The sequence below is a fragment of the Actinomadura rifamycini DSM 43936 genome (assembly GCF_000425065.1).
GTDB lineage: Bacteria > Actinomycetota > Actinomycetes > Streptosporangiales > Streptosporangiaceae > Spirillospora > Spirillospora rifamycini.
Genome location: NZ_AULB01000007.1, coordinates 221,938 through 242,522, shown reverse-complemented (window position 1 = coordinate 242,522; position 20,585 = coordinate 221,938). Strand labels below are relative to the sequence as shown.

The following is a 20,585-nucleotide window of genomic DNA, read 5'->3' as shown; positions in this document are numbered from 1 at the left end:
CTGTTCCCCTAGCATTCGGGCATGGTCGGCAAACCCCCCAGCCGATGGTTCATCGGCATCGTGCCGGTGCCCGTCCTCTGCTGGCTGGCAGCGACCCGGTTCGTCCAGAACGGCTCGGAGGTCCGGTACTACCTGGCGCTGGGGGCGGTCCTCGCGGTGCTCACCGCCCTGGTCCGGGCGGCCCTCGCGCTCTGGCCGCGCATGCTGGGCGCCCCGCCCGGCCCCTGGTTCACCGGCGCCGTCGCGGCCGTCGGCGTGGTCGTGCTGGCGTCCGACTGGTCCCTGGCAGTGGACACGAACATCCAGGTCATCGTGTTCCTGGCGGGCTTCGTCGCGGTGGTCGGCGTCATCGGGCGGACGGCTCTCGCGTTCTGGCTGCCGCGCCGCGACGCGAAGGCGTGGACGCTGCGGACGAGCGTCCCCGCGCTCCTCACGCTCGCCGTCATGGTCGTCCTGGGCGCCTTCCCGCCGGGCGAGGTGCGGCTGGACCTGTCGCGGCACGACCTCAACGAGTACGCGCAGACCGTGGGGGACGACCCAGGCAGGTGCGGCGAGCCGCGCTGGGTGGGGCTCTACAAGGTCACGTGCGCGGAGCGCGACGGCGACGCCGTGCGACTGGCCATCGAGGAGCCCTTGGTCCCGACGTACGGGAAGCCCTGGCTCGTCGGCCCCGGCTACTGGAACACCGAAATCCAGGACTGACCCGCTCTCGACCCACCCCGTGCCCGCCCGCACCCTCCACAAGGATCAGAGATGACGAGGCCGGAAACCGCATCGCCCCTCGGCGCGCATCGCGCGACGTACGAGCCCAAGCCGGAACCGTGGATCGGGACGTCGATCGCGGGAGCCGCACTGGTGCTCTCCCTGCCCATCGCCCTCATCGGGACCGTCTGGCTGGCGCTGGGCTACGCGTTCGTGCTGGCGGTGTACGGCTGGGTCACGTGGAGCAAGGTCCGCCACGCCGCCCGGGGCAAGGGCGCGCGGCTCGACGTCTTCGCGCGCGGCCTCCGGGTCACCGGGCCCGGCACGAACGTGTTCGAGTTCCGGTGGGAGACCCTCTCGTTCGTGAGCAGCATCATCCACAGCCACAAGAACGGCACCGTCGAGAGCACGTACGTGTACGCGCTGATGGGGGACGACCGCAGGGTGCTCATCATCGGCGACAACGCGGCGGCCCCGCGGACGCACTTCTTCGACGCCGTCGAGACCGTCCGCGGTCCGGCCTTCGTCGACCCGAAGTCGTGGGGCGGCACCATCCAGCGAAGGACCGCCGCCGTGCAGTTGCCCCGTGTCGCGCGGATGATCGAGGACGGCCGGACGGTGACGTTCGGCCCGCTCCAGGTGACCGCGCACGAGCTGAGGACGGCGGACGGGGACGCCGTGCCGTGGTCGCGGATCGACCGGTTCCGCCTGTACGCCGGCCAGCTCGAGGTCAGGGCCGCGGACGTCAAGCGGCCGCTGCTCAGGAAGCGTGTCGGCGAAGTCCCGAACTTCCCCGTCTTCCACGCCCTCGCCGAGAGCCTCCGCGAACGGGCGCACTGACCCGAACCGCCGCCGGGCGCCGACCGATTCGAATACACTTTCGAACATGGTTCCCGGGCTCCTGAGCCTCCATGGCTTCCTGGACGAGGACGAGCAGCGGCGGCTGGCCGCCGCCATCGACGCCGAACCGTGGTCGACGCTGCTGCGGCGGCGCGTCCAGCACTACGGCCACCGCTACGACTACGGCGGCCGCGGCGTGCGCGGCGCCGCGCCGCGCCGCCGCTGCCGCCGTGGGCCGCCGCGTGTCCGTCACCTTCCGGACGGTGGAGCGGCCGCTCAACTCTGCCCGAGAGCCAGCGCCTTGAGGTCGGCGAGCCCTTCCCGGTAGGCGTTGACGTCGCAGCGGCCCGAGATCCCCTCGACGGTGCCGCTGGACGAGAACTGCAGGATCGAGATCGGCTCGCCGCCGAACTCCTTCCACCACGAGTCCTTGACCTTCTCGTACAGCGACTCCGGCGGCCCCGACCCGTTCACGTAGTGCGACTGCCAGATCGTGTCGAAGAAGTCGAGGTCGGGCTTGCCGGTCTGCTCCCAGTACCAGCGGGGGAAGTAGCCGAACACCGGGTGCCCGTCCGTGCGGTCCTTGAACTCCGCCACCCAGTCGCGGGCGGTCTCCGCGTCCGCCCCGGACGCCTCGACGTCCAGCGCGACGGCGAAGGCGGACACGTCGCCCGCCTTGTCGAGGAAGTACCGCGCCTGGCCGGCGCCGTCCCCGCCGTGCAGGAAGTGGTACGCGCCGGGGAGGAAGCCGTCGCCGAGGGCGGTCATCCCGTCGCGGTTGTGACCCCAGGTCGGGTTCGTGTACCCGGTCCCTTCGGTCACCTTCGAGAACGCGAACCGGATGCCGTCGCCGTGGACGGCCTCCCAGTCCGGTTCTCCCTGATAGCTCGCTACGTCCACTCCGAAAATCAACGGTGCCTCCTGGGGGCGAGGGGTTGCCGTAACGGATTTTCGCTACAGAAAGTAGCTACCCGGTTCGTTCCTGTCGCTACAGCCAGGTATTCGTGTTGCCCCGCCCACAGGCTTTACTCACGCCCGCCCGGTCCGGTACACCACGCCCCGCGTCGGCACCATCCGGTGCGTCGGCGGAGGAAGTGAGTCCGCGCGGCCGATCGCGTCGACCAGTCCGTGCACGGACGAGGCCGCGACGTGCGTCCGTCCGGCGGCCCGCCAGACGCCGTGGACGTCGCGGGAGATCGTCCAGCCGGGGTGGAGGTGTCGGAGGCGGTCGAGCGCCGGCTCGTCGCTCACTCCGCCGGAAGCTTCGCCCACGTGGCCTTGCCGCCCTCGTTGAGTTCCCGAACGCCCCACGCGTGGACGAGCCCGGACACCAGCCGCAGCCCGCGCCCCGACGTCCCGGCCCGGTCCGGGGGTCGCACGACCGGACGTCCCGCACCCCCGTCCCAGACCTCGATCACCACGAGCCCGTCCCGTTCGTCCCGGAACAGTCGGACGACGATCGGCCCCTCCCCGTGCCGGTAGCCGTTCGTCACGAGTTCGCACACCACGAGCCGAGCGGCGAAGTCGTCGCGTATGCCCCATTCGCGGAATTGTTCCGCCAGGAACTTCCGCGCCGCCGCCGGCGCCCGCTCGTCCGCTTCCAGAACCAGCGTGGGAACCTCGGGTGCGAGTGCTGCTGATGACATGCGTGCTCCTCGGAATGTTTCCTCCGTTGTTCGCCTGACCAGCGTGCACACTCCGCGTTAGGCTCGCTACGTTCCGGAATCATCCGCAACACTCGGGGGTGTCATGTACGCACGAGAAGCACTGGACCCGTCAAGGTCGCTGTGGCATTTCATCGCGGTTCACCTGCGGCGATACCGCGAAGCGTGTGGAATGTCCGGGCAGGCTCTCGCCACCGCTCTCGACTGCGACCGTTCGACCGTTTCCAGGTACGAGTCTGCGACGCTCAAGCTCAAGCCCGCCCACGCGAAGATCATCGACCGCCTTTTCGAGGCGGACGGCATGTTCGCTGACCTGATCGGTTTCGCGGCGCGGGCCGACGAAGGCGACTGGCTGCTCTCTCTGACGGAGTTCGAGAGTCGCGCGACCCGCATCCGGATGTGGGAGTACGCGGTCGTGCCCGGTCTGCTCCAAACTCAGGAGTATGCGCGTGCCGCGCTCATGGCAGGAGTCGCCAACGACTTGGACGTCGATCTCGACCGGAGAATGTCGCGCAAGGCCGCCATCTTCGAAAGAAGCGATCCCCCACGTGTGACCGCGTTTCTCAGCTGGGCGGCCCTGAGGCAACTGGTCGGCACGCGGGACATCATGCGCGGCCAGGTCGCTCATCTGGTCGAACTCAGCGAGCTCCCGCACGTGAGCATTCGTGTGCTCGAGAACGAAGCCGGTGCGCATCAGGGTTTGGAGGGGCCGTTCATGCTGCTGACGGTGGACCAGCGAGACATCGCGTACATCGAGGCGACCACGCGCGGGTGCTTCCTCACGGACCCGTTCGATGTCCAGGAGATAGCAGTAAGGTACGACTCGATAAGCGACCGAGCTGCCCCGGTGGCTCCCTCTCGAGCCATTCTGGTGGCCGAACTGGAGAGGCTTTCATGATCGAGTGGCGGAAGTCGAGTCGCAGCAGCACGAGCGGTCAGTCCAACTGCGTGGAGGTTGCGGACGTCGTCGGAAACATCGCCGTGCGTGACAGCAAGGATCCGGGCGGGCCGAGACTCGTCGTCCGCCGGGAGGTGTTCGCGGCGCTGGTGGCCGACCTGAAGCGCTGATGCCGGTGTCCCGCGCGCCGCGCGGTGGCTTTGCGCGGATCGAGTCGGCTGCTCGTGATGGTGCCGAGGTGCGGGGCGTGGTCGACGGGGCCGGACGTGCCGGCCGGTGCCATCGTCGGCCTGGTGCGCCGCCGCACCTGACCGGTGTCCAGACGACCGATCCTCGCCGTGCCCCGCAACACGGTGAGAGGACCGGCCGTCCGTTGCAGTAAAAATACAGCATCGTCTTTTTGCATGTGGCCGTCTTGGCGGGTTGCGGGTCCCGCCGTCCGTCAGGCGGACTCGGTCGGGAGGCCGGCGGCCACCCAGTCCTCGATGCCGTCGCGGTACTTGCGCACGTTGGTGTAGCCGAGCGCGGTGAGGCGGTCGGCGACCTGGCCGCTGTTGGGGCAGGCCGGGTTGGAGCAGTAGGTGACGATCGCGGCGCCGCGGTCGGGGAGCAGGGTCGGCGCCTGCGCGTCCACGTCGTCCCGGACGAGCGGGACGGCGCCGGGCAGGTGCTGCTTCGCGTAGTACTCCCCGCCGAGCGCGTCCACGACGGTGACGGCGCCCGCGTCGATCGCGGCCTTCAGCTCGTCGCGGGCGATGAGTGCGGTCATGGTGATACCTCCAGAGTGAGAACGGACTATAGTCCGGTTCATGGCTCAGGACGATACCGGACCACGGTCCGCTTCCGCAATGCCGCTCGAACTGCTGCGCACGCCGCCGCCCAAGGAACGGGCGGACGCGGCGCGGAACCGGGCGGCCGTGCTGGACGCGGCCGCGCGGCTCTTCGCCGAGCGGGGCGTGGACGCCGTGTCGATGGACCAGGTGGCGACCGCCGCGGGGGTCGGCAAAGGTACGCTGTTCCGGCGCTTCGGGGACAAGGCGGGCCTCGCCGCGGCGCTGCTGGACGCCCGGGAGCGCGTGCTGCAGCAGGCGATCCTGGAGGGGCCGCCGCCGCTCGGCCCGGGGGCGCCGAACGCGGAGCGCGCGGTCGCGTTCGTCGACGCCTACCTCGACCACCTGCTCGAACACCTCGCGCTCGTCCGCATGTCGGAGACGGCGGCGCCCGGGGCCCGGTACCGGATCGGGGCCTACCGGTTCTGGCACCGGCACCTGGCGATCCTGCTGGACGGGACGCCCGACCCCGAGCACGCGGCGCACGCCGTCCTCGCGGCGCTGGCGGCCGAGCATGTGGCGGCGGTCCTGCCGGACGTCGGCGAGGTGCGGCTCCGCGCGGGCGTCCGGCGGCTCGCCGCGAGCGTCGCGGCGGGGCCGGCCTGACCTACCGGGGGCGCGGCGGGTCGCCGGGCGCGGCGGCGAGCGCGGCGAGGTAGCCGTCCAGGATGCGGGTCTGCCGCTCGGGCGGGAAGTCCTCCGGGCTGAACAGCGCCTGCACGATCAGGCCGAGCGCGAACGACTGGACGGCCGCGGCGAGGTCGTCCGGGTCGGAGGGGGGCAGCTCGCCCAGGCGCTGCGCCGCCCGCACCTGGTGCCGGATCAGCTCGCGCGCGCGTGCGTAGCGGGCCGCGTGCCCGGCGGCGAGGTCGGGGGCCGCCAGCGCGGTGTCCCACGAGCTGATCCAGATCCGGTTGTCCGCGGCGGCCCCGGGCGTGGACGGCAGCATCTCCAGCAGCATCGCGCGCAGCGCGCCGAGCCCCTCGGGCTCGCCGGGCGCCCCGCGCGTCGCCGTCCGGTGCTCCTCCAGGAGCGCCAGCGCGTACGAGACGAGGGCCTTCTTGTTCGGGAAGTAGTGCGTGAGCAGGCCGGTCGTCGCGCCCATCTCGGTGGCCACCGCGCGCAGCGTCAGGCCGCCGAACCCCTGCGCGGCCAGGACCCGCCACACCGCCCCGGACACTTCGCGGCGTCGTGCTTCGTGGTCTCCCTTGTGGCGCGGCATGCCGACAGGCTACATTCACATAACACGTGTTATGGAAATGGGAGGTCTTATGGACACCGAGGTCAAGGACGAACTCGACCGGATGATGCGCGCCCTGTTCGGCGCGTTCGCGAACGTCGGCGGCACCGGGCCGAACCTCGGCGTCATCCGCGAGATGTTCCTGCCGCAAGCCGTGATCATCAAGAACGTCGGCGGCGAGACCGAGGTCTACGACATCGACTCGTTCATCGCCCCCCGGCAGGAGATGCTCACCGACGGGACGCTGACCGAGTTCTCCGAATGGGAGATCGCCGAGGAGACGGAGATCTTCGGTTCGATAGCGCACCGGTTCAGCGCCTACGGCAAGTCCGGCTACCGTGACGGCGCATGGTTCGAGGGCGCCGGACGGCAGACGACCCAGTTCGTCCGGACGAGCGCGGGGTGGAAGATGGCCTCGGCGGCCTGGGACGACGTCTAGACGCCGACCCAGCGGCGGTAGGCGTCCAGGTCGACGTTGCCGCCGCAGACGACGGTGACCACGTGCCGGTCGGCGAACCGGGCGGGGTCCTCGAGGATCGCCGCGACGCCGAGCGCGGCGGACGGCTCGACCACCAGGCCGGCGTGGTCGAACAGCAGCCGCATGCCGGCGACGATCGACGACTCCCGCACGAGGACGGCGTCGTCGGCGACCGCCAGGAGGTCGTCCAGGACGGCCGGGATCGGACGGCGGCCCGCGACGCCGTCGGCGATGGTGTCGGTCGGGCCGGTGGTGACGACGCGCCGCCGGTGCCACGAGTACGTCATCGCCGGCGCCCCGAGCGGCTGGACGCAGACCACCTCGGCCGCCGGGGTCCGGTTCTTCACCACGTGGCCGACGCCGGTGGCGAGCGCCCCGCCGCCGAGCGCGATGAGGACGGCGTCGAACGGCGCGTCCGCGAGTTCGAGGCCGATGGTCGCGGCGCCCTCGCAGGTCTCGAGGTCGAGGCTGTCTTCGACGAGGCGGACGCCGTCGTGCCGCGCGATGGCCGCCGCGCGGTCGCGGGCCGTGTCGAAGTCGCCGTCCACGAGCTCCAGCCGGGCGTCCAGCGCGCGGATGCGGTCGAGCTTGGCGGCGGGCGCGGCGCGCGACGCCACGACGGTCACGTCGAGCCCCCGGGCGCGGCCCGACCACGCGAGGGCCTGGCCGAGGTTGCCCGCGCTCGCGCAGACGGCGGCGTGCGGCCCCTCGCGGGCGAGCCGGCTCGCGACGACCTCGGTGCCGCGCGCCTTGAAGCAGCGGACCGGGTTCGCCGTCTCCAGCTTGATGCTCACCGCGCACCCGAGGACGCGCTCCAGCGCCTCGCAGCGGTACAGCGGGCTGTCGAGGAAGACCGGATCGATCACCCGGCGCGCGTCCCGGATGCGGGCGCCGTCGAGGCGCGTCCCACTCACGGTACGGCAGCGTAGCGCCGTCGGTGGGGGCGGTCAGCGGAGCGATGCGTCGAGCCCGCGCATCAGCTCGCCGGGCCGTGCGCCGCCCGGGGGAGCGGGCGGGTAGCGGCGCAGGACGGCCACGACGGCGGGACGGGCGAGGGTCCGGGCCGTCGCGAGATGTTCGGCCCCGGCGGCGGGGTCGTCTCCGGCGGCCAGCTCGAACGCCCGCGCCGCGTGGGCGGCGGCGCCGAGTATGTGCTTGACCTGCGTGGCCTTCGCCAGGGGGTGCAGGTAGGCGGCACTGGCCGCGGCCAGGGCGGCGCGCGCGGCCTCGCCCGCCGCGGCGTGCCCCGCGTCGCGGGCCTCCTGGGCCGCGCGGTGCGCCGCCCACGCGGTGTCGCGCAGCAGCTTGGTCCGCCGGGCGTCCGCCGCGAACGCCCGCGCGGCGTCGAGCGCGGCGCGCGGACGTCCGTCGCCGGGGCGCGCGTCCTCGAAGAGCGCCAGCGCGGGGGCCGCGCACGCCGCCGCGAAGCCCGTCACCTCGCGGAGTTCGGGCAGGGAGAGCTCGATCGTCGCGGCGTCGTCCGCCATGGCACCAGCCTTCAACCGGGGGAACGGGGGTACTTCGACCGTATCGTTGAACCCTCGGTCTAACCTTCGGCGGCTTTTAGGCGCCTGGTGCCGGGCGAACCCTCAAACGAGGATCACTCACGGGGTTGCGAGAGCCTCCCCAGCGAACCGGTCGACCGCCACGGTCCGCCCCCGGCCGTCGTCACGCCGGGGGGCCGAGGAGGACGGGCAGGGTGCGGGTGCTGTTGCTCAGCGGGGTCGCCAGCGGCTCCGGCTTCCCGGACGCGTCGGCGGGCGCGAGGTCGGGGAAGGCGGTGAACAGGGATTCGAGGGCGGTCTCCGCCTCCATCCTGGCCAGCGCGGCGCCCAGGCAGAAGTGCTCGCCGTGCCCGAACGACAGGTGGTCCGGCGCGGGATCGGACGGCCGGAACGCGGCCGCGTCCTCGTAGCGGCGCTCGTCGCGGCCCGCGGCGGCGTAGCAGGCCACGACGGCGTCGCCCGCGGCGACGCGGACGCCGTCCAGGTCGACGTCCCGGGTGGCGTAGCGCATCGGGAAGAAGGCGACCGGGGAGTCCCAGCGGAGGGTCTCCTCGACGGCCGCGCTCCACGGGAGCGTCCCGGCGCGCAGCCGCGCCAGCTCGCCGGGATGCGCCAGGAGGGCGCGGACGGCGTTGGTGATCAGGTTAATGGTCGTCTCGTGCCCGGCGATGAACAGGGTCATCACCATGTCGTGCAGCTCCCGCTCGGTGAGCCGGTTCCCCTCCTCGTCGCGGACGGCGATCAGCGCGCTCGTCAGGTCGTCGCCGGGCTCGCGGCGGCGCAGGTCGATGACCTCGGCGAACAGTTCGCGCAGGGTGCCCATGCGGGACGTCGCGTAGTCGGCGTCGTCGGTGACGCGGATCAGCGCGTCGGTGAGTTTGCGCAGGTCGGTGTGCCAGGTCTCGGGCATGCCGACGAGCTCGCAGATGACGTTGCGGGGGAGCGGGTAGGCGTAGTGCCGGCGGAGGTCGACCGGGCCGGGCGCGCGGTGCGCCAGCTCCGCGAGGAGCGCGGCGGCGTGGTGGGCGACGCGGGGCCGGAGCCGGTCGACGCGCCGCGCGCCGAACGCCTTGCCGACGAGCGCCCGCAGCCGGCGGTGCTCCGCCCCCTCCTTGGTGATCATGGACTGGGCGGTGACGATGTTGTTCAGCGGCCAGTCGCGCGGGACCCGGCCCGCCGACCAGTCGGCCCAGTGCCGCAGCTCCTTCGACAGGTCCGGGTGGACGAGCGCCGCCTGCAGGGTGTCGTGGCGGGTGACGGCCCACGCGCGCACCGGCCCCGGCAGCTCGACCGGGACGACCGGGCCCGCGCGGCGCAGCCGCTCGTTCTGGGCGTGCACGTCGCGCATCCGGCCGTCGACGGCGATCCGGTCCGGGCGGATCCGGGCGGCGGCGAGGCGGTCCGCGGGGACGGCGGGGGCGCGGCCGTGGTAGAGGGCGCTGACCAGCTCTCCGGCGGCGGGCGCCTGGCACAGCCCGTGGCCGGAGAAGCCGGCGGCGTACAGGAAGGCGGGGGTGCCGGGGCGGCGGCCGATGAACGCCGACCGGTCGGGGCTGGCGTCCCTGGGGCCGGTCACCGCCGTCCGCAGGTCCGCCGGGTCGGCGGCCGGGTAGGTGCGGGCGAGCTGCGACTTCACCCGCGCGAGCCACTCCTCGCGGTCGGACCCCGGGTGCCCCATGCCGATCAGCAGCGCGCCCTCGCGGGCCCGGGTCAGCAGCCCGCTGGCGGCGTGCAGGGTCACCGGGATGTCCGGCAGGCCGGGGACCGGGCCGGTGAGCAGGAGTTCCTGCACGGCCGCGCCCGTCAGGGGGACGTCCACCCCGGCGGCCGCCGCGATCCGGGGGGACCACGCCCCGGCGGCGCACACGATCGCCCCCGCGGTGACGGGCCCGTCCGGTGTCTCGACGCGTCCGGCCGCGGCGTCCACCGAGGTGGCCTCGCAGTGCGTGCGCAGGACCGCGCCCGCCCGCCGGGCCTCGTCCGCGAAGTGCCGGACGATCCGGCGCGTGTCGCTCACGAAGGCGTCGGGCGACCAGGCGGCGGCGAGCAGGCCGGGCTCGTCGACCAGCGGGTTGCGGCGCCGCGCCTCGTCGGCGCCGACCAGCTCCACCCGGACGCCCGCGTCCCGCTGCGCGGGCAGCTCCGCCTCGAACGCCGCGACCTGCTCGGGCTCGGTGAACAGCACCAGGTACCCGACGCGCCGCATCGGCAGCCCGGCCGCGGCGTAGGCCCGCAGGCTGCGCGCGGCGAGGCGGGAGCCGTCGGGGTCGCCCGCGAAGTAGGAGCGCAGCACGTCGGCGGTGGCCCGGGAGGCCCCCGACCCCAGCTCGCCGCGCTCCAGCAGCGTCGTCGCGACGCCGTCCCGGGCGAGGTGCGCGGCGATCGACAGGCCGATCACCCCGCCGCCGATGACCACCGCCCCGGTCATGCCGGGCACGCCTCCCGGCGCAGGTGGTGGCCCACGCTCCACGGGAACAGCTGGAGGTTCCAGCCGCCCAGGCAGTTCACGTAGAGGGCCATCTGCGCCATGAGGGCGAGGAAGTCCGCGCGCCGCTCGATCCGGCCGGCGGCGTCGAGCGCGCTCTCGGCGAAGTGGTGCAGCGTCTCCAGCCCGCAGTAGCCGAGGAACTCCGCCGGGGTCGCGGTGAGGATGCGGGCCATCTGCCGCAGGCAGTCCAGCGGCATCTCCTCGGCGGCGGCGCGCACCAGGCCGCCGTAGGCGCAGTAGCCGAGCGGCCGGGTCTCGCCGTTGACGAACAGCAGCGTGGTCAGGACGGTGTCGAAGCTGCCCGCGCGGGAGGCGATCCGGCCCTCGTGCAGCTCGACGAGCTCCTCCGGCGGGTGCGTCCAGACGCGTTCGGTCTCGGCGTGCACCTTGCCGATCAGCGCGTCGACCGTCGGGTCCGCGGCCTCCAGCCGCGGAACCCGGCACTCGCCGTCCTCCTCGCCGTGCCGGGCCACCTCGGCGAACACGGGCCGCTTGGACGAGTACACCGCGTCCCACACCGCGCGTCCCGCCTCGGCGAGGGCGTCCAGGTCGGCCGCGCGCACCCGCCCGACCGGTGTCGCGGGCATCGGCTCGGTGAGCTCCCCGTACTTGATGCCGAGGTGCTGGAGGCGCGAGCAGAACACGGTGCCGTCGGGGACGGTCCGCCGGTCCACCTTCTGCTCGGCGGGCAGGTGCAGCAGCTCGTGCACCGGCGCGACGTGGAAGAGGTGGTGCCCGGCCACCAGGGCGTGGCCTTGCAGGCTGCGGTACGGCAGCGCGTTCCACAGGGCGTCGGCGAGCGCCGGGTTGCGCCCGTCCAGCTCCGCGCTCACCGTGATGCCGAGCTCCGCCCACTCGATCTGGATCCGTCTGTCCCGCACGCCTGCCCCCAGGTGAGATACCGCCCGAACATCCCTCGCACGCGTGATGCAACCGAGAGTGCGTGATTGATTACACTATGGAAGTAAAATGCGCATAGATCACTTGCCGGTCTCGGCCTCCGCGCCGGGGTCGGGGTCGATGCCGAGGACGGCGAGGAAGGCGGACGTCGCCGGGGTGCGGCCGAACCGGCTCCACACGGCGTGCTCGACGCGGGCCGGCGCGTCCGTCACCTCGATCGTGGTGACGCCGGTGAGCCGGGGGACGTAGGCGGACGGGAGCATCGCCACGCCGAGGTTCTGCCCGACGAGCCGGTCGATGAATTCCGCGCTGGTCACCTCGAACGCGACGTCCCGGTCGAGCCCGGCGGCCGCGAACGCCAGGTCGGACTGGGCGCGCCCGGCCGTCCCGGCGGGCAGGTCGACGAACACCTCGGACGCGAGCCGCCGCAGGTCGACCGCCGGTTCGCCCGCGAGGGGGTGGTCCGGCGCGACCACCGCGACGAGCCGGTCGCGGGCGAGCTCGCGGGCGGCGACGCCGCGCGGCCGCGCGGTCGTCGGCAGCCCGAGGAAGGCGATGTCGAGCCGCCCCTCCCGGACCTGCTCGGCCAGCTCCTCGCTCGCGCCCACCCGCAGGCTGATCCGCACGTGCGGGTACCGGCCGCGGAAGTCGCGCAGCGCGGCCGGGACGTCGACCGCCGCGACCGTCGGGATCAGGCCCACCGCGAGCCGTCCGCGGATCTCCCCGACGGCCGCCGCGACCTCGGCGGCCGCGCGCTCGGCGGCCTCCAGGCACTGCCGGGCCGCGGGGAGGAACGCCTCCCCGGCCGGGGTCAGCCGCACCCGGCGGCTGGTGCGCTCGAACAGCCGCGCGCCGAGCTCCCGCTCCAGCCGCGCGACCTGGTGGCTCAGCGCGGACTGGACGACCAGGCACCGCTCGGCGGCCCGGGTGAAACTGCTCGTCTCCGCGACGGCGACGACGTAACGTATCTGCTGGAGCTCCATCCGGAGATCGTCACACGATCTCCGGGTTCGCCCCCGTCCCCATGTCCTCGCGCGCCCGGACGTCCGGCGGACCGGGCACGGCGGAGGCCGCCCCCGCCGGCGCGAGCGGGAACGGCCTCCGGTCATCCGGGAGCGGTGATCAGTACAGGCCCCACAGCTCGTAGCTGGCCCACGGCGCGGAGCTGCCCTTGCAGTCGTAGGACTGCCAGCCGGAGCGCACGCCCGCCTCGCCGGCGGCCTTGCAGCTCGCGTACCAGTAGAACGTCTGCCCGGTGTTGTGCCAGCTCGCGGCGTGGGCCGGGGTGACGAACGCCCCCGTCGAGAGCGTGGCGCCCGCGAGCGCGGCGACGACTGCGGCCTTCTTCAGGCTCATGAACCCTCCATGTGTGACGGTGCACATCGGTGTGGCTACATTGTGTGACGATCCATCGAAGTGCCGGTATCCGAGGAATTACGTACAGCTACATCGGTGCAACACAGAGTGACTCAAAGGTAAGGCGGAGGCCACCCGGGCGTCGAACTTCGCCCGCCCGCACGCGGATCCTCATCTAGGCATTGACAAGATGGGGGCGCGCGAGCGAATCTAGACAGTGTCAAGTTCAAGTGGAGGAGGCACCGCAATGGCACCGTTGATGTTCCTGATCGGAGGCACGCTGGCGGGTCTGGTCGCGGGCCGGTCCGGGGTCCGGCGGCTGCGGCCGTGGCCGGTGGCCGTGCGCGGCGGCCTGGCGCTGATGTTCACCGTGACCGGGCTCGCGCACTTCGTCGGCATGCGCGACGAGATGATCGACATGGTCCCGCCCGCGCTGCCCGCACCGGAGTTCCTGGTCACCGCGACCGGCGTCCTGGAGTTGGCCGGCGCCGCCGCGCTCCTGTGGGGACGGACCGCGCCGTGGGCGGCCGGCGGGCTCGGCCTGCTGATGATCGGGATGTTCCCGGCGAACGTCCACTGGGCGCTGAGCCGATCGGACCTGCCGTGGGAGGACCAGCTCGTCCCGCGGACGCTGATGCAGGTCGTCTTCGTGGCGGCCGCGCTCAGCGTGCCCGCTCAGCACCTGCGGGCCGTGCGGCACCGCCCGGCCGGCACCCCGACCACGGCCTGACGCACTGTCAGGCGGGCGTCCCGGCGCGGCCCTCGCGCCGGCGGCGGCGTCCGCGGCGTACCGGTTCGGCCTCTACCGGCTCAGCCGCCGAGCCGTTCGAGCGCGAACCCCACCCCGACGAGCGTGCACAGGAACAGCGCCGACAGCCCGCTGCCCTGCACCACCAGGACGACGAACGTCACGGCGCACGCCAGCGTGAGGACCACGAGCGCCCCGATCGCGACCCGGACGGCCCGGCCCGGCGGCACCTCCGGCGCACCCAGTGCCACGACCTCGACGGCCTCGCCGCGCTCGACGGTGAACCGCACCCGCGCGCCGTCCTCCAGCGGCAGGCCCGGGCTCCGGACGGCGCGGGACCGGACGCGCACGTCCGGCCCGCCGTCGTCCGGCACGATGAAGCCGTAGCCCCGCTCGTCGTTGAACCACCTCACGCTGCCCTCGGCCATCGCATCACCCCCGCGCTGTGCCCGTGACGTTAGCGGCACGGTCCGTATCGCCCGGGGCGGCGACATGGACGCCCGACGGCGCGTGCGTTGCGGGCCGGTGACGCCGATCAGCCGAGCCGCACCCGGCGCCGCGCAAGGTCCACGCCGAGAACCACCACCTCGACGCGGACCCCCTCCCTGGGAATTCCGTCCGCGGGTCGACGGGCGGGCCGTTCCAAGTCGCGTTCCAAGCGAGTTCCAAGAGGCGCGGCGCAGGCTCGTGGGCATGAGCACCGACATTCGCGCCAGCGCGCCGTTCACCCAATCCATGGTCGTCATTCACCGCGGGCTCCGGCGCGAGTCCCGGCTGCTGGCCGAGCTGGTCGCCGCGGCCCGTCCCGGCGACCGGCGCCGCGCCCGCGCGCTCGCCGCGCACCTCGCCGACTACCTGCTCGGCCTGCACAACCACCACCACGGCGAGGACGAGCTGATCTGGCCGCCGCTGCTCGCGCGGGCGGACCTGGACGCCGACGTCGTGCTGCGGATGGAGGCGCAGCACGAGCGGGTCGCCGCGTCGGTCGCGCGGCTGCGCGAGCTCGCCGCCCCGTGGGCCCGCACGGCGGACGCGTCCGCCCGCGACGCCCTCGCGGACGCGCTGGCCGAGCACCGGGCCGTCCTCGCCGAGCACCTGGACGACGAGGAGGCGAACCTGCTGCCGATCGCCGAACGCCACCTCACTCCGGACGAGTGGGGCGCGCAGGGCGACCACTTCGTGCGGAACACCCCGAAGACGAAGATCCTCGATTTCCTCGGCATCGTGCTGGAGGACGCGACGCCCGCGGAGCGCGCGGAGTTCCTCGCCGCGCTGCCCGCCCCGGCCCGCGTGCTCTGGCGGCGCTTCGGGGAGCGGCGCCACGCCGCCCGGATGCGGCGGCTCCGCGAGGACGTCCGCACGTCCCGGACCGGCGCCGCCCTCGCCGCGCTCACCGGCGTCGGCATCGCCTGCATCGGGCTGAGCTTCCTCATCGACCCGGTGGGGACGGCGGCGGGGTTCGGCCTCCCGGCGTGGCCGGCCGGGGAGGCCGCGGCCTGGCTGGAGATCAAGGGCGTGCGCGACCTCGGCAGCGGCCTCGCCGTCATCGCGCTGCTCGCCCGCGGGAGGCACGAGGCGCTCGGCCGGGTGATGCTCGCGTTCTCCGCGATCCCGGCGGGGGACATGCTGACGATCCTGCGGCACGACGGCTCGGCGGCCACCGCGTTCGGCGTCCACGGCGCGACCGCCGCCGCCGTCCTCGCCTCGGCCCTGCTCCTCCTCCGCGCGACCCGCCGCTGACCCCGGACCGACCCGGCGGCGTCATGACGGCTCGTTGCCGCGCCACCGGCGCGCGCCGCCGTCCCCGGGGTCCGAGGCCGCGGTGAACGACACCACCGCCCGGCCGTTCGGCGCGTCCCGCCGCCGACCCGCGCGGGGGTCAGGGGGCGGGGCGGTAGGGGGCGGTGACGGCGACCGCGGAGTAGCGCATGGTGAAGGCGCCGCCGAGTGCGTCGATGGCCGCGCCGACGCCGTCGAGCACCTGGGCGAGGGCGTCCGGGGGGAGGCGGGTGAACGCGCCCTGGGTGGGCATCTGGTCGAGCCACTCGTCGCGGGTGTACGGGCGCTCCCAGTCGTGGACCCACTGCTCGACGGCGCCGAAGCCGGTCGTCGCGCGGATGCCGTCGGCGGTCTTCTCCAGGATCGGCCGGTACCCGTCGACGCCGCCCCTCGCGACGGCGCGGAAGTCGATCGGTGAGTCGGGCATGACGCGGAGGCAGGCGTCGGCGGTCGCCGCGGCGACCTCGGGCGGCAGCGCGAACACGTTCCAGAACGCCGCGAGGCGGCCGCCGGGGCGCAGCACCCGCGCGGCTTTGGCCGCGCCGGCGCGGGGGTCCACCCAGTGCCAGGCCGTCCCGGCGACGACGGCGTCGAACGTGCGGCCGGCGGGGTCCCAGTCCTCGAACGTCGCGACCTCGACGTCGAGGCCCCGGGCGCGGGCGAACGCGGCCATGCGCGCGTCCGGCTCGACGCCGAGGAGCCGGCAGCCGGACGCGGCGAACTGGCGGGCCTCGATGCCGGTGCCGCAGCCGACGTCGAGGACGTCCGGGCCCGGGGAGGCGGCGGTGATCGCGGCGATCAGGGAGTCGGGGTAGCGGGGGCGCGTCCGGTCGTAGCGTTCGGCGTCCTCGCCGAACGACTCGGCCATGGCGCGGACGCGGTGGGGCTCAGGAGTGGGCATGCGCCCACTCTAGTGGGCGCATGCCCACTCGTCCAGAATGGGAGGCCGGGCGGGGAAAGGGGCGTGGACGGTGCCGACAGGGGTGGCCATCCGGGACGTGCGGCGGCAGTTGTTCGGGGCCGCCGAGCGGGTCCTGCTGCGGGACGGGCCGAGCGGGCTGACCAGCCGCGCGGTCACCACGGAGGCCGGCTGCGCCAAGGGCGTCCTGCACCGGCACTTCGCCGACTTCGACGCCTTCCTCGCCGAGCTCGTCCGCGACCGCGTCGCCGGGCTCGACGCGCAGGGCGCCGCGCTGCGCGCCGCCGCCGGGACCGGCACCGTCGCCGGCAACCTCACCGCCGCGCTCACCGAGCTGTTCGGGACGGTCGCCGTCGCGATCGTCGGCCTCGTCACCTCCCGCGACGAACTGCGCGCGCGCCTGCGCCGCGACCGTCCGGCGGGGGTGCCGCTCCTGACGGAGGCCGCGGCGATGGTCGCGTCCTACCTCGCCGCCGAGCGCGACCGCGGCCGCGTCGCGGCGGACGCCGACCTCGACGCGCTCGCCCCCGCGCTGATCGGCGCCGGGCACCTGCTGTTCGCCGACCGGACGGCCGCGCCGCCGGACGCGGACGCCGTCCGGGCGGTCGTCACCACGGTCATCGCGGGGGCGCTGCGGCGACCGTGACCCGCGCGCGGCGCGGGAGCAGGAGCGGCGTCGCGAGGGCGGCGGCGCCCGCGGCGGCGATCGCGGCGCGGGGCCCGGTCGCGGCCGCCAGCAGCCCCCAGAGCGCGGTCAGGGCGGCGGTCGCCAGGCGGCTCGTGACCGTCCACGCCGCCAGCGTCCGGACGAGCCGGTCCGGCGCCGTCAGCTCGAGCCTGCGGGTGGCGAACACGGGGTTGAACACCCCGATGCAGGTGATCATCCCGAGCTCGACCGCCATCACGAGCAGCAGCCCCGCCGCCCCCGGACGGACGAACGCGAGCCCCGGCAGCCAGCAGGCGCGGAGCGTCCCGGCGACCAGCAGCACCCGGTGCGGCCCGAACCGGGGGACGAGCCGGCGGGCCAGCCGCGACCCGACCAGCCCGCCCGCGCAGGGCAGCGCGAACACGAGGCCGTACTGCCACGGCGCGAACCCGAGCCCGTCGAGCATGAGGACGGCCAGCAGCGGCCCCGCCGCCATGATCAGCCCGTTGACCAGGACCGTGTTGAGGAACAGCGCCCGCAGCGCCGGGTCGGCCAGGATGTGCCGCCAGCCCTCCAGCAGGGCGCCCTCGCCCCGCGCGCCCGTCCGGACGGGCCGCGGTTCGCGCCCGCGGACCGCGCGGAGCGACGCGGCCGACACCAGCAGGCCCGCCGCGTTCGCGAGCACCGTCGCGACCGGGCCGAACAGCCCGATCGCGGCGGTGCCGAGCGGCGGCCCGAGCGCCGTCGCGGTCCAGGTCGTCGCCTCCAGCCGCCCGTTCGCGGCGAGCAGCCGGTCCGGCGGCACGAGCTGCTTCAGGTAGGCGCCGCTCGCCGCCCGGAACGCGATGTCGGCCGCCGCCATGACGACCGCCACGGCCACGAGCTGGACGAAGGTCAACCGGCCGAGGGCGTGCGCGGCGGGCACGCTGAGCAGCGCCGCGGCCCGCAGCAGGTCCATCGCGATCATCACCGGGCGCTTGCGGCGGTGCTCGGCCCACGGGCCGAGCGGCACCGCGAGCGCCGCGCCCGCCGCCGTCCCGGCCGCCGCGAGGAACGACACCGCGGCCGGTCCCGCGTCCAGCACCAGGATCGCGATCAGGGCGAACGCGTCGAACGCGAGCATCGTCCCGAAGGTGCTCGCCGCGTAGGCCGTCCAGAAGGGGCCGAACCGGCGTTCCCCGCCCATGCCCCGCCGTCCTCCGCTCGCCCGCCGCCGACCGCGAGATCTAAGCAGGGACGCGCGCCGCCGCGCCAACAACCGCCGCGCGGGCGGGCGACAACCCCGGGTTGTACGGGCGTGTCAGGGGCCGCTCACCGCACGACGAGTGTGATCTTCCCGAGGTCGGACGCGTCGACGACCTCGTCGTCGAAGTCGATGAGGCCGCCGTTGCCCGTGCCGTCCGGCGCGCCGTACTCGATCGACGGGGCGGGCTCGGGCGCGGGCGCGGGGGTCGTCGCCGTGGGCCTGGCGGTGGGCGGCAAGCTCGGCGTCCGCGACCGCGCGCAGGTCGTCGTCCTCGCGTACGAGGCGGGCCTCGTCCGCCCCGGCGGCTCCGGCGGCTCCGGCGGCCCGCCCGGATGACCCCGGTTGTGCGGCGGTCCCAACCCGGTCGGGCGGCGCCGGTGCCGCCGTCCAAGGAGCGGTCCCGGACCGTGTGCGGGCGGGGGGCGGGCGGCTAGGGTCAGAATCCGATTCGGGAGAGGGAGGCGACATGGCGGTCGATCCGACCGGCGAAGGGCTGAAGCGGTTCCTCGCGGAGGACCCGGGCGGGCCGGTGGTGATGCTCAACCTGCTGCGCTTCCGGGAGGGCGGCGAGAAGAGCTACGCGCGCTACTCCAAGACGGTCGGCGAGCTGATCCTCGGCCGGTACGACTCCGAGGTCCTCTACTACGGCAAGGGGTCGACGGCGCTGGTCGCCGAGGACGGGCAGGCGTGGGACGCCGTCCTGCTCGTGCGGTACCCGTCGCGGGAGGTGTTCGCGCGGATGGTCGCCGACCCCGACTTCCAGGCCGTCGCGCACTTCCGCTCCGAGGCGCTCACCGAGGCCGTGCTCCAGGCGACCGTCCCCCTGGCCTGAGCCCGCCGGGACGACCGGCCTAGCGAACATGACATTTGTTCATGTTTAATGTGACGCTCGGTCGGATCAGGCGGGGAGGGTCCATGGGCGCACTGCCCGACGGCTGGCTCTGGGGGACGGCGACGGCCGCCTACCAGATCGAGGGCGCGGTCGCCGAGGACGGCCGCGGCCCGAGCATCTGGGATACGTTCGCCGCCGAGCCCGGACGGGTGAGGAACGGCGACACCGGCGACGTCGCGTGCGACCACTACCACCGGTGGCCGGAGGACGTCGCGCTCATGGCGGGCCTCGGCGTCGACGCCTACCGCTTCTCCGTCGCGTGGCCGCGGATCCAGCCGGACGGCCGCGGCCCCGCCAACCCGAAGGGGCTCGACTTCTACGACCGGCTCGTCGACGCCCTCGCCGAGCGGGGCATCGCGCCCGTCGTCACCCTCTACCACTGGGACCTGCCGCAGGCCCTCCAGGACCGCGGCGGCTGGATGGACCGCGACACCGCGCACCGGCTCGCCGAGTACGCGGCCATCGTCGCCGACCGCCTCGGCGACCGCGTCGGCGCCTGGCTCACCCTGAACGAGCCGTTCGTCCACATGACCGAGGGGTACGGCATCGGGACGCACGCGCCCGGCGAGGCCCTCCTCCTGGACGCCCTCCCCGCGGCCCACCACATGCTGCTGGCCCACGGCCTCGCCGTCCCGGTGCTGCGCGAGCGCTCGGCCGCCCCGATCGGCATCACCAACAACTACAGCCCGGTGCGGCCCGCGAGCGGCGACCCCGCCGACCGGGCCGCCGCGGACGCGTTCGACGTCCTGCAGAACCGCCTGTTCACCGACCCGGTCCTGCTCGGCCGCCTGCCCGACATGGGCGCCTACGGCATCGCGGCGGACGCGCTGCCGTTCGTCCGCGACGGCGACCTCGCCGCCATCGCCGCGCCCATCGACCGGCTCGGCGTCAACTACTACAGCCCCACCCGCATCGCCGCCCCGCGCGGCGCCGCGGCCCCGGCCGCCCCGGCGGCGGGCGGGTCGGTGCTCGCCGAGGCCGCCGACCGCATCGAGGGCGCCGGACTCCCGTTCGAGGACGTCCCGATCGAGGGCCACCCGCTCACCGCGTTCGGCTGGCCGGTCGTCCCGGACGGCCTGCACGAGCTGCTCACCGGTCTCCGCGACGCCTACGGGGACCGGCTGCCGCCGATCCTCGTCACCGAGAACGGCTGCTCCGCCCCCGACGACGACCCCGCCCGCCGCGACCAGGACCGCATCGACTACCTGGACGGCCACCTGCGCGCCCTGCAGCGCGCGATCGACGACGGCGTGGACGTCCGCGGCTACTTCGTCTGGTCGCTGCTCGACAACTTCGAGTGGGCCGAGGGCTACGCGCAGCGGTTCGGTCTCGTGCACGTCGACTTCGCCACGGGCGCCCGCACGCCCAAGGCGTCCTACCACTGGTTCCGGGAGCGCATCGCCCGGTACCGGTGAGCGGGACCGCCGGGTACCGCCGCCCGCCCGCGCGGGCGA

General features: G+C 74.2%; 26 protein-coding genes. 11 read left to right on the top strand and 15 right to left on the bottom strand.

Annotated elements, in window-relative coordinates:
- Positions 1-21: 21 nt before the first annotated feature.
- Together H505_RS0103780 and H505_RS0103775 are read left to right on the top strand one after the other, a co-directional pair.
- On the top strand, positions 22-702 hold the full coding sequence (locus tag H505_RS0103780) for a hypothetical protein (RefSeq protein ID WP_026400901.1): 681 nt from the start codon (positions 22-24) through the stop codon (positions 700-702).
- Positions 703-753: 51 nt separating this feature from the next.
- Complete coding sequence (locus H505_RS0103775; protein WP_026400900.1) at positions 754-1,542, top strand: DUF6585 family protein; 789 nt, start codon at positions 754-756, stop codon at positions 1,540-1,542.
- Positions 1,543-1,818: 276 nt separating this feature from the next.
- Here H505_RS0103775 and H505_RS0103770 read toward each other — a convergent pair whose 3' ends face one another.
- The 3 genes from H505_RS0103770 to H505_RS0103760 all read right to left on the bottom strand — a co-directional run bounded on the left by H505_RS0103770 (position 1,819) and on the right by H505_RS0103760 (position 3,188).
- On the bottom strand, positions 1,819-2,442 hold the full coding sequence (locus H505_RS0103770; protein WP_026400899.1) for a glycoside hydrolase family 25 protein: 624 nt from the start codon (positions 2,440-2,442) through the stop codon (positions 1,819-1,821).
- 129 nt (positions 2,443-2,571) lie between these two features.
- Positions 2,572-2,793 (bottom strand): hypothetical protein, encoded by a 222-nt coding sequence (locus H505_RS0103765; RefSeq protein ID WP_026400898.1) that lies wholly within the window; start codon positions 2,791-2,793, stop codon positions 2,572-2,574.
- Positions 2,790-3,188 (bottom strand): ATP-binding protein, encoded by a 399-nt coding sequence (locus H505_RS0103760; RefSeq protein WP_084549819.1) that lies wholly within the window; start codon positions 3,186-3,188, stop codon positions 2,790-2,792. The genes H505_RS0103765 and H505_RS0103760 overlap by 4 nt, the downstream gene beginning before the upstream one ends.
- Positions 3,189-3,291: 103 nt before the next feature.
- On the opposite strand from H505_RS0103760, the gene H505_RS39665 reads away from it, so the two are divergent.
- Both H505_RS39665 and H505_RS48725 read left to right on the top strand, forming a co-directional pair.
- Positions 3,292-4,104 carry a helix-turn-helix domain-containing protein gene (locus H505_RS39665; RefSeq protein WP_084549818.1) on the top strand — a complete coding sequence of 271 codons (813 nt, stop codon included), beginning with the start codon at positions 3,292-3,294 and terminating at the stop codon, positions 4,102-4,104.
- Positions 4,101-4,274 (top strand): DUF397 domain-containing protein, encoded by a 174-nt coding sequence (locus tag H505_RS48725; protein WP_084549817.1) that lies wholly within the window; start codon positions 4,101-4,103, stop codon positions 4,272-4,274. Before H505_RS39665 ends, H505_RS48725 begins: the two co-directional genes overlap by 4 nt.
- Before the next feature lie 272 nt (positions 4,275-4,546).
- On the opposite strand, the gene H505_RS0103740 is transcribed toward H505_RS48725, so the two are convergent.
- The gene (locus H505_RS0103740; RefSeq protein WP_026400896.1) at positions 4,547-4,873 is read right to left on the bottom strand and encodes a rhodanese-like domain-containing protein; all 327 of its coding nucleotides are present in this window, start codon (positions 4,871-4,873) and stop codon (positions 4,547-4,549) included.
- 79 nt (positions 4,874-4,952) lie between these two features.
- On the opposite strand from H505_RS0103740, the gene H505_RS0103735 reads away from it, so the two are divergent.
- Positions 4,953-5,540 (top strand): TetR/AcrR family transcriptional regulator, encoded by a 588-nt coding sequence (locus tag H505_RS0103735; RefSeq protein ID WP_034516521.1) that lies wholly within the window; start codon positions 4,953-4,955, stop codon positions 5,538-5,540.
- Between the two features lies 1 nt (position 5,541).
- On the opposite strand, the gene H505_RS0103730 is transcribed toward H505_RS0103735, so the two are convergent.
- Positions 5,542-6,156: a TetR/AcrR family transcriptional regulator gene (locus H505_RS0103730; protein ID WP_084549816.1), complete on the bottom strand. Its 615-nt coding sequence runs from the start codon at positions 6,154-6,156 to the stop codon at positions 5,542-5,544.
- Positions 6,157-6,205: 49 nt separating this feature from the next.
- On the opposite strand from H505_RS0103730, the gene H505_RS0103725 reads away from it, so the two are divergent.
- Positions 6,206-6,613, top strand: a complete 408-nt coding sequence (locus H505_RS0103725; RefSeq protein WP_026400893.1) for a hypothetical protein — start codon at positions 6,206-6,208, stop codon at positions 6,611-6,613.
- On the opposite strand, the gene H505_RS0103720 is transcribed toward H505_RS0103725, so the two are convergent.
- The 6 genes from H505_RS0103720 to H505_RS0103695 form a co-directional block, all read right to left on the bottom strand.
- On the bottom strand, positions 6,610-7,566 hold the full coding sequence (locus tag H505_RS0103720) for a threonine ammonia-lyase (protein ID WP_026400892.1): 957 nt from the start codon (positions 7,564-7,566) through the stop codon (positions 6,610-6,612). The genes H505_RS0103725 and H505_RS0103720 overlap by 4 nt on opposite strands.
- Before the next feature lie 33 nt (positions 7,567-7,599).
- Positions 7,600-8,139, bottom strand: a complete 540-nt coding sequence (locus tag H505_RS0103715; protein WP_026400891.1) for a putative immunity protein — start codon at positions 8,137-8,139, stop codon at positions 7,600-7,602.
- A 181-nt stretch (positions 8,140-8,320) separates the two neighbouring features.
- Complete coding sequence (locus tag H505_RS48720) at positions 8,321-10,585, bottom strand: FAD-dependent oxidoreductase (RefSeq protein ID WP_157432894.1); 2,265 nt, start codon at positions 10,583-10,585, stop codon at positions 8,321-8,323.
- Positions 10,582-11,526, bottom strand: coding sequence for a cucumopine synthase-related protein (locus tag H505_RS39660; protein WP_034516514.1), 945 nt, complete (start codon positions 11,524-11,526; stop codon positions 10,582-10,584). The genes H505_RS48720 and H505_RS39660 overlap by 4 nt, the downstream gene beginning before the upstream one ends.
- A 99-nt stretch (positions 11,527-11,625) precedes the next feature.
- Positions 11,626-12,528, bottom strand: a complete 903-nt coding sequence (locus H505_RS0103700) for a LysR family transcriptional regulator (RefSeq protein ID WP_026400889.1) — start codon at positions 12,526-12,528, stop codon at positions 11,626-11,628.
- Between the two features lie 139 nt (positions 12,529-12,667).
- Entirely contained in the window at positions 12,668-12,901 is a 234-nt protein-coding gene (locus H505_RS0103695; protein WP_026400888.1) for a hypothetical protein, read from the bottom strand.
- A gap of 247 nt (positions 12,902-13,148) precedes the next feature.
- Between H505_RS0103695 and H505_RS0103690 the strand changes: the two genes are divergently transcribed.
- Positions 13,149-13,631 carry a DoxX family protein gene (locus H505_RS0103690; RefSeq protein ID WP_026400887.1) on the top strand — a complete coding sequence of 161 codons (483 nt, stop codon included), beginning with the start codon at positions 13,149-13,151 and terminating at the stop codon, positions 13,629-13,631.
- Between the two features lie 80 nt (positions 13,632-13,711).
- Here H505_RS0103690 and H505_RS52610 read toward each other — a convergent pair whose 3' ends face one another.
- Positions 13,712-14,077 (bottom strand): cold-shock protein, encoded by a 366-nt coding sequence (locus H505_RS52610; RefSeq protein ID WP_064743471.1) that lies wholly within the window; start codon positions 14,075-14,077, stop codon positions 13,712-13,714.
- Positions 14,078-14,342: 265 nt separating this feature from the next.
- Here H505_RS52610 and H505_RS0103680 point away from each other — a divergent pair, with 265 nt between their 5' ends.
- On the top strand, positions 14,343-15,389 hold the full coding sequence (locus tag H505_RS0103680) for a DUF4267 domain-containing protein (protein WP_245592427.1): 1,047 nt from the start codon (positions 14,343-14,345) through the stop codon (positions 15,387-15,389).
- 139 nt (positions 15,390-15,528) lie between these two features.
- On the opposite strand, the gene H505_RS0103675 is transcribed toward H505_RS0103680, so the two are convergent.
- Positions 15,529-16,329, bottom strand: a complete 801-nt coding sequence (locus H505_RS0103675) for a class I SAM-dependent methyltransferase (protein WP_245592426.1) — start codon at positions 16,327-16,329, stop codon at positions 15,529-15,531.
- 70 nt (positions 16,330-16,399) lie between these two features.
- Here H505_RS0103675 and H505_RS0103670 point away from each other — a divergent pair, with 70 nt between their 5' ends.
- Positions 16,400-16,993 carry a TetR/AcrR family transcriptional regulator gene (locus tag H505_RS0103670; RefSeq protein WP_026400884.1) on the top strand — a complete coding sequence of 198 codons (594 nt, stop codon included), beginning with the start codon at positions 16,400-16,402 and terminating at the stop codon, positions 16,991-16,993.
- Here H505_RS0103670 and H505_RS0103665 read toward each other — a convergent pair.
- Complete coding sequence (locus H505_RS0103665) at positions 16,965-18,179, bottom strand: MFS transporter (protein ID WP_026400883.1); 1,215 nt, start codon at positions 18,177-18,179, stop codon at positions 16,965-16,967. The genes H505_RS0103670 and H505_RS0103665 overlap by 29 nt on opposite strands.
- A gap of 125 nt (positions 18,180-18,304) precedes the next feature.
- Positions 18,305-18,475, bottom strand: coding sequence for a hypothetical protein (locus H505_RS49670; RefSeq protein WP_157432893.1), 171 nt, complete (start codon positions 18,473-18,475; stop codon positions 18,305-18,307).
- Positions 18,476-18,705: 230 nt separating this feature from the next.
- Here H505_RS49670 and H505_RS0103650 point away from each other — a divergent pair, with 230 nt between their 5' ends.
- On the top strand, positions 18,706-19,071 hold the full coding sequence (locus H505_RS0103650; protein WP_026400882.1) for a DUF1330 domain-containing protein: 366 nt from the start codon (positions 18,706-18,708) through the stop codon (positions 19,069-19,071).
- Positions 19,072-19,154: 83 nt separating this feature from the next.
- Entirely contained in the window at positions 19,155-20,546 is a 1,392-nt protein-coding gene (locus tag H505_RS0103645; RefSeq protein WP_026400881.1) for a glycoside hydrolase family 1 protein, read from the top strand.
- Positions 20,547-20,585: the final 39 nt, after the last annotated feature.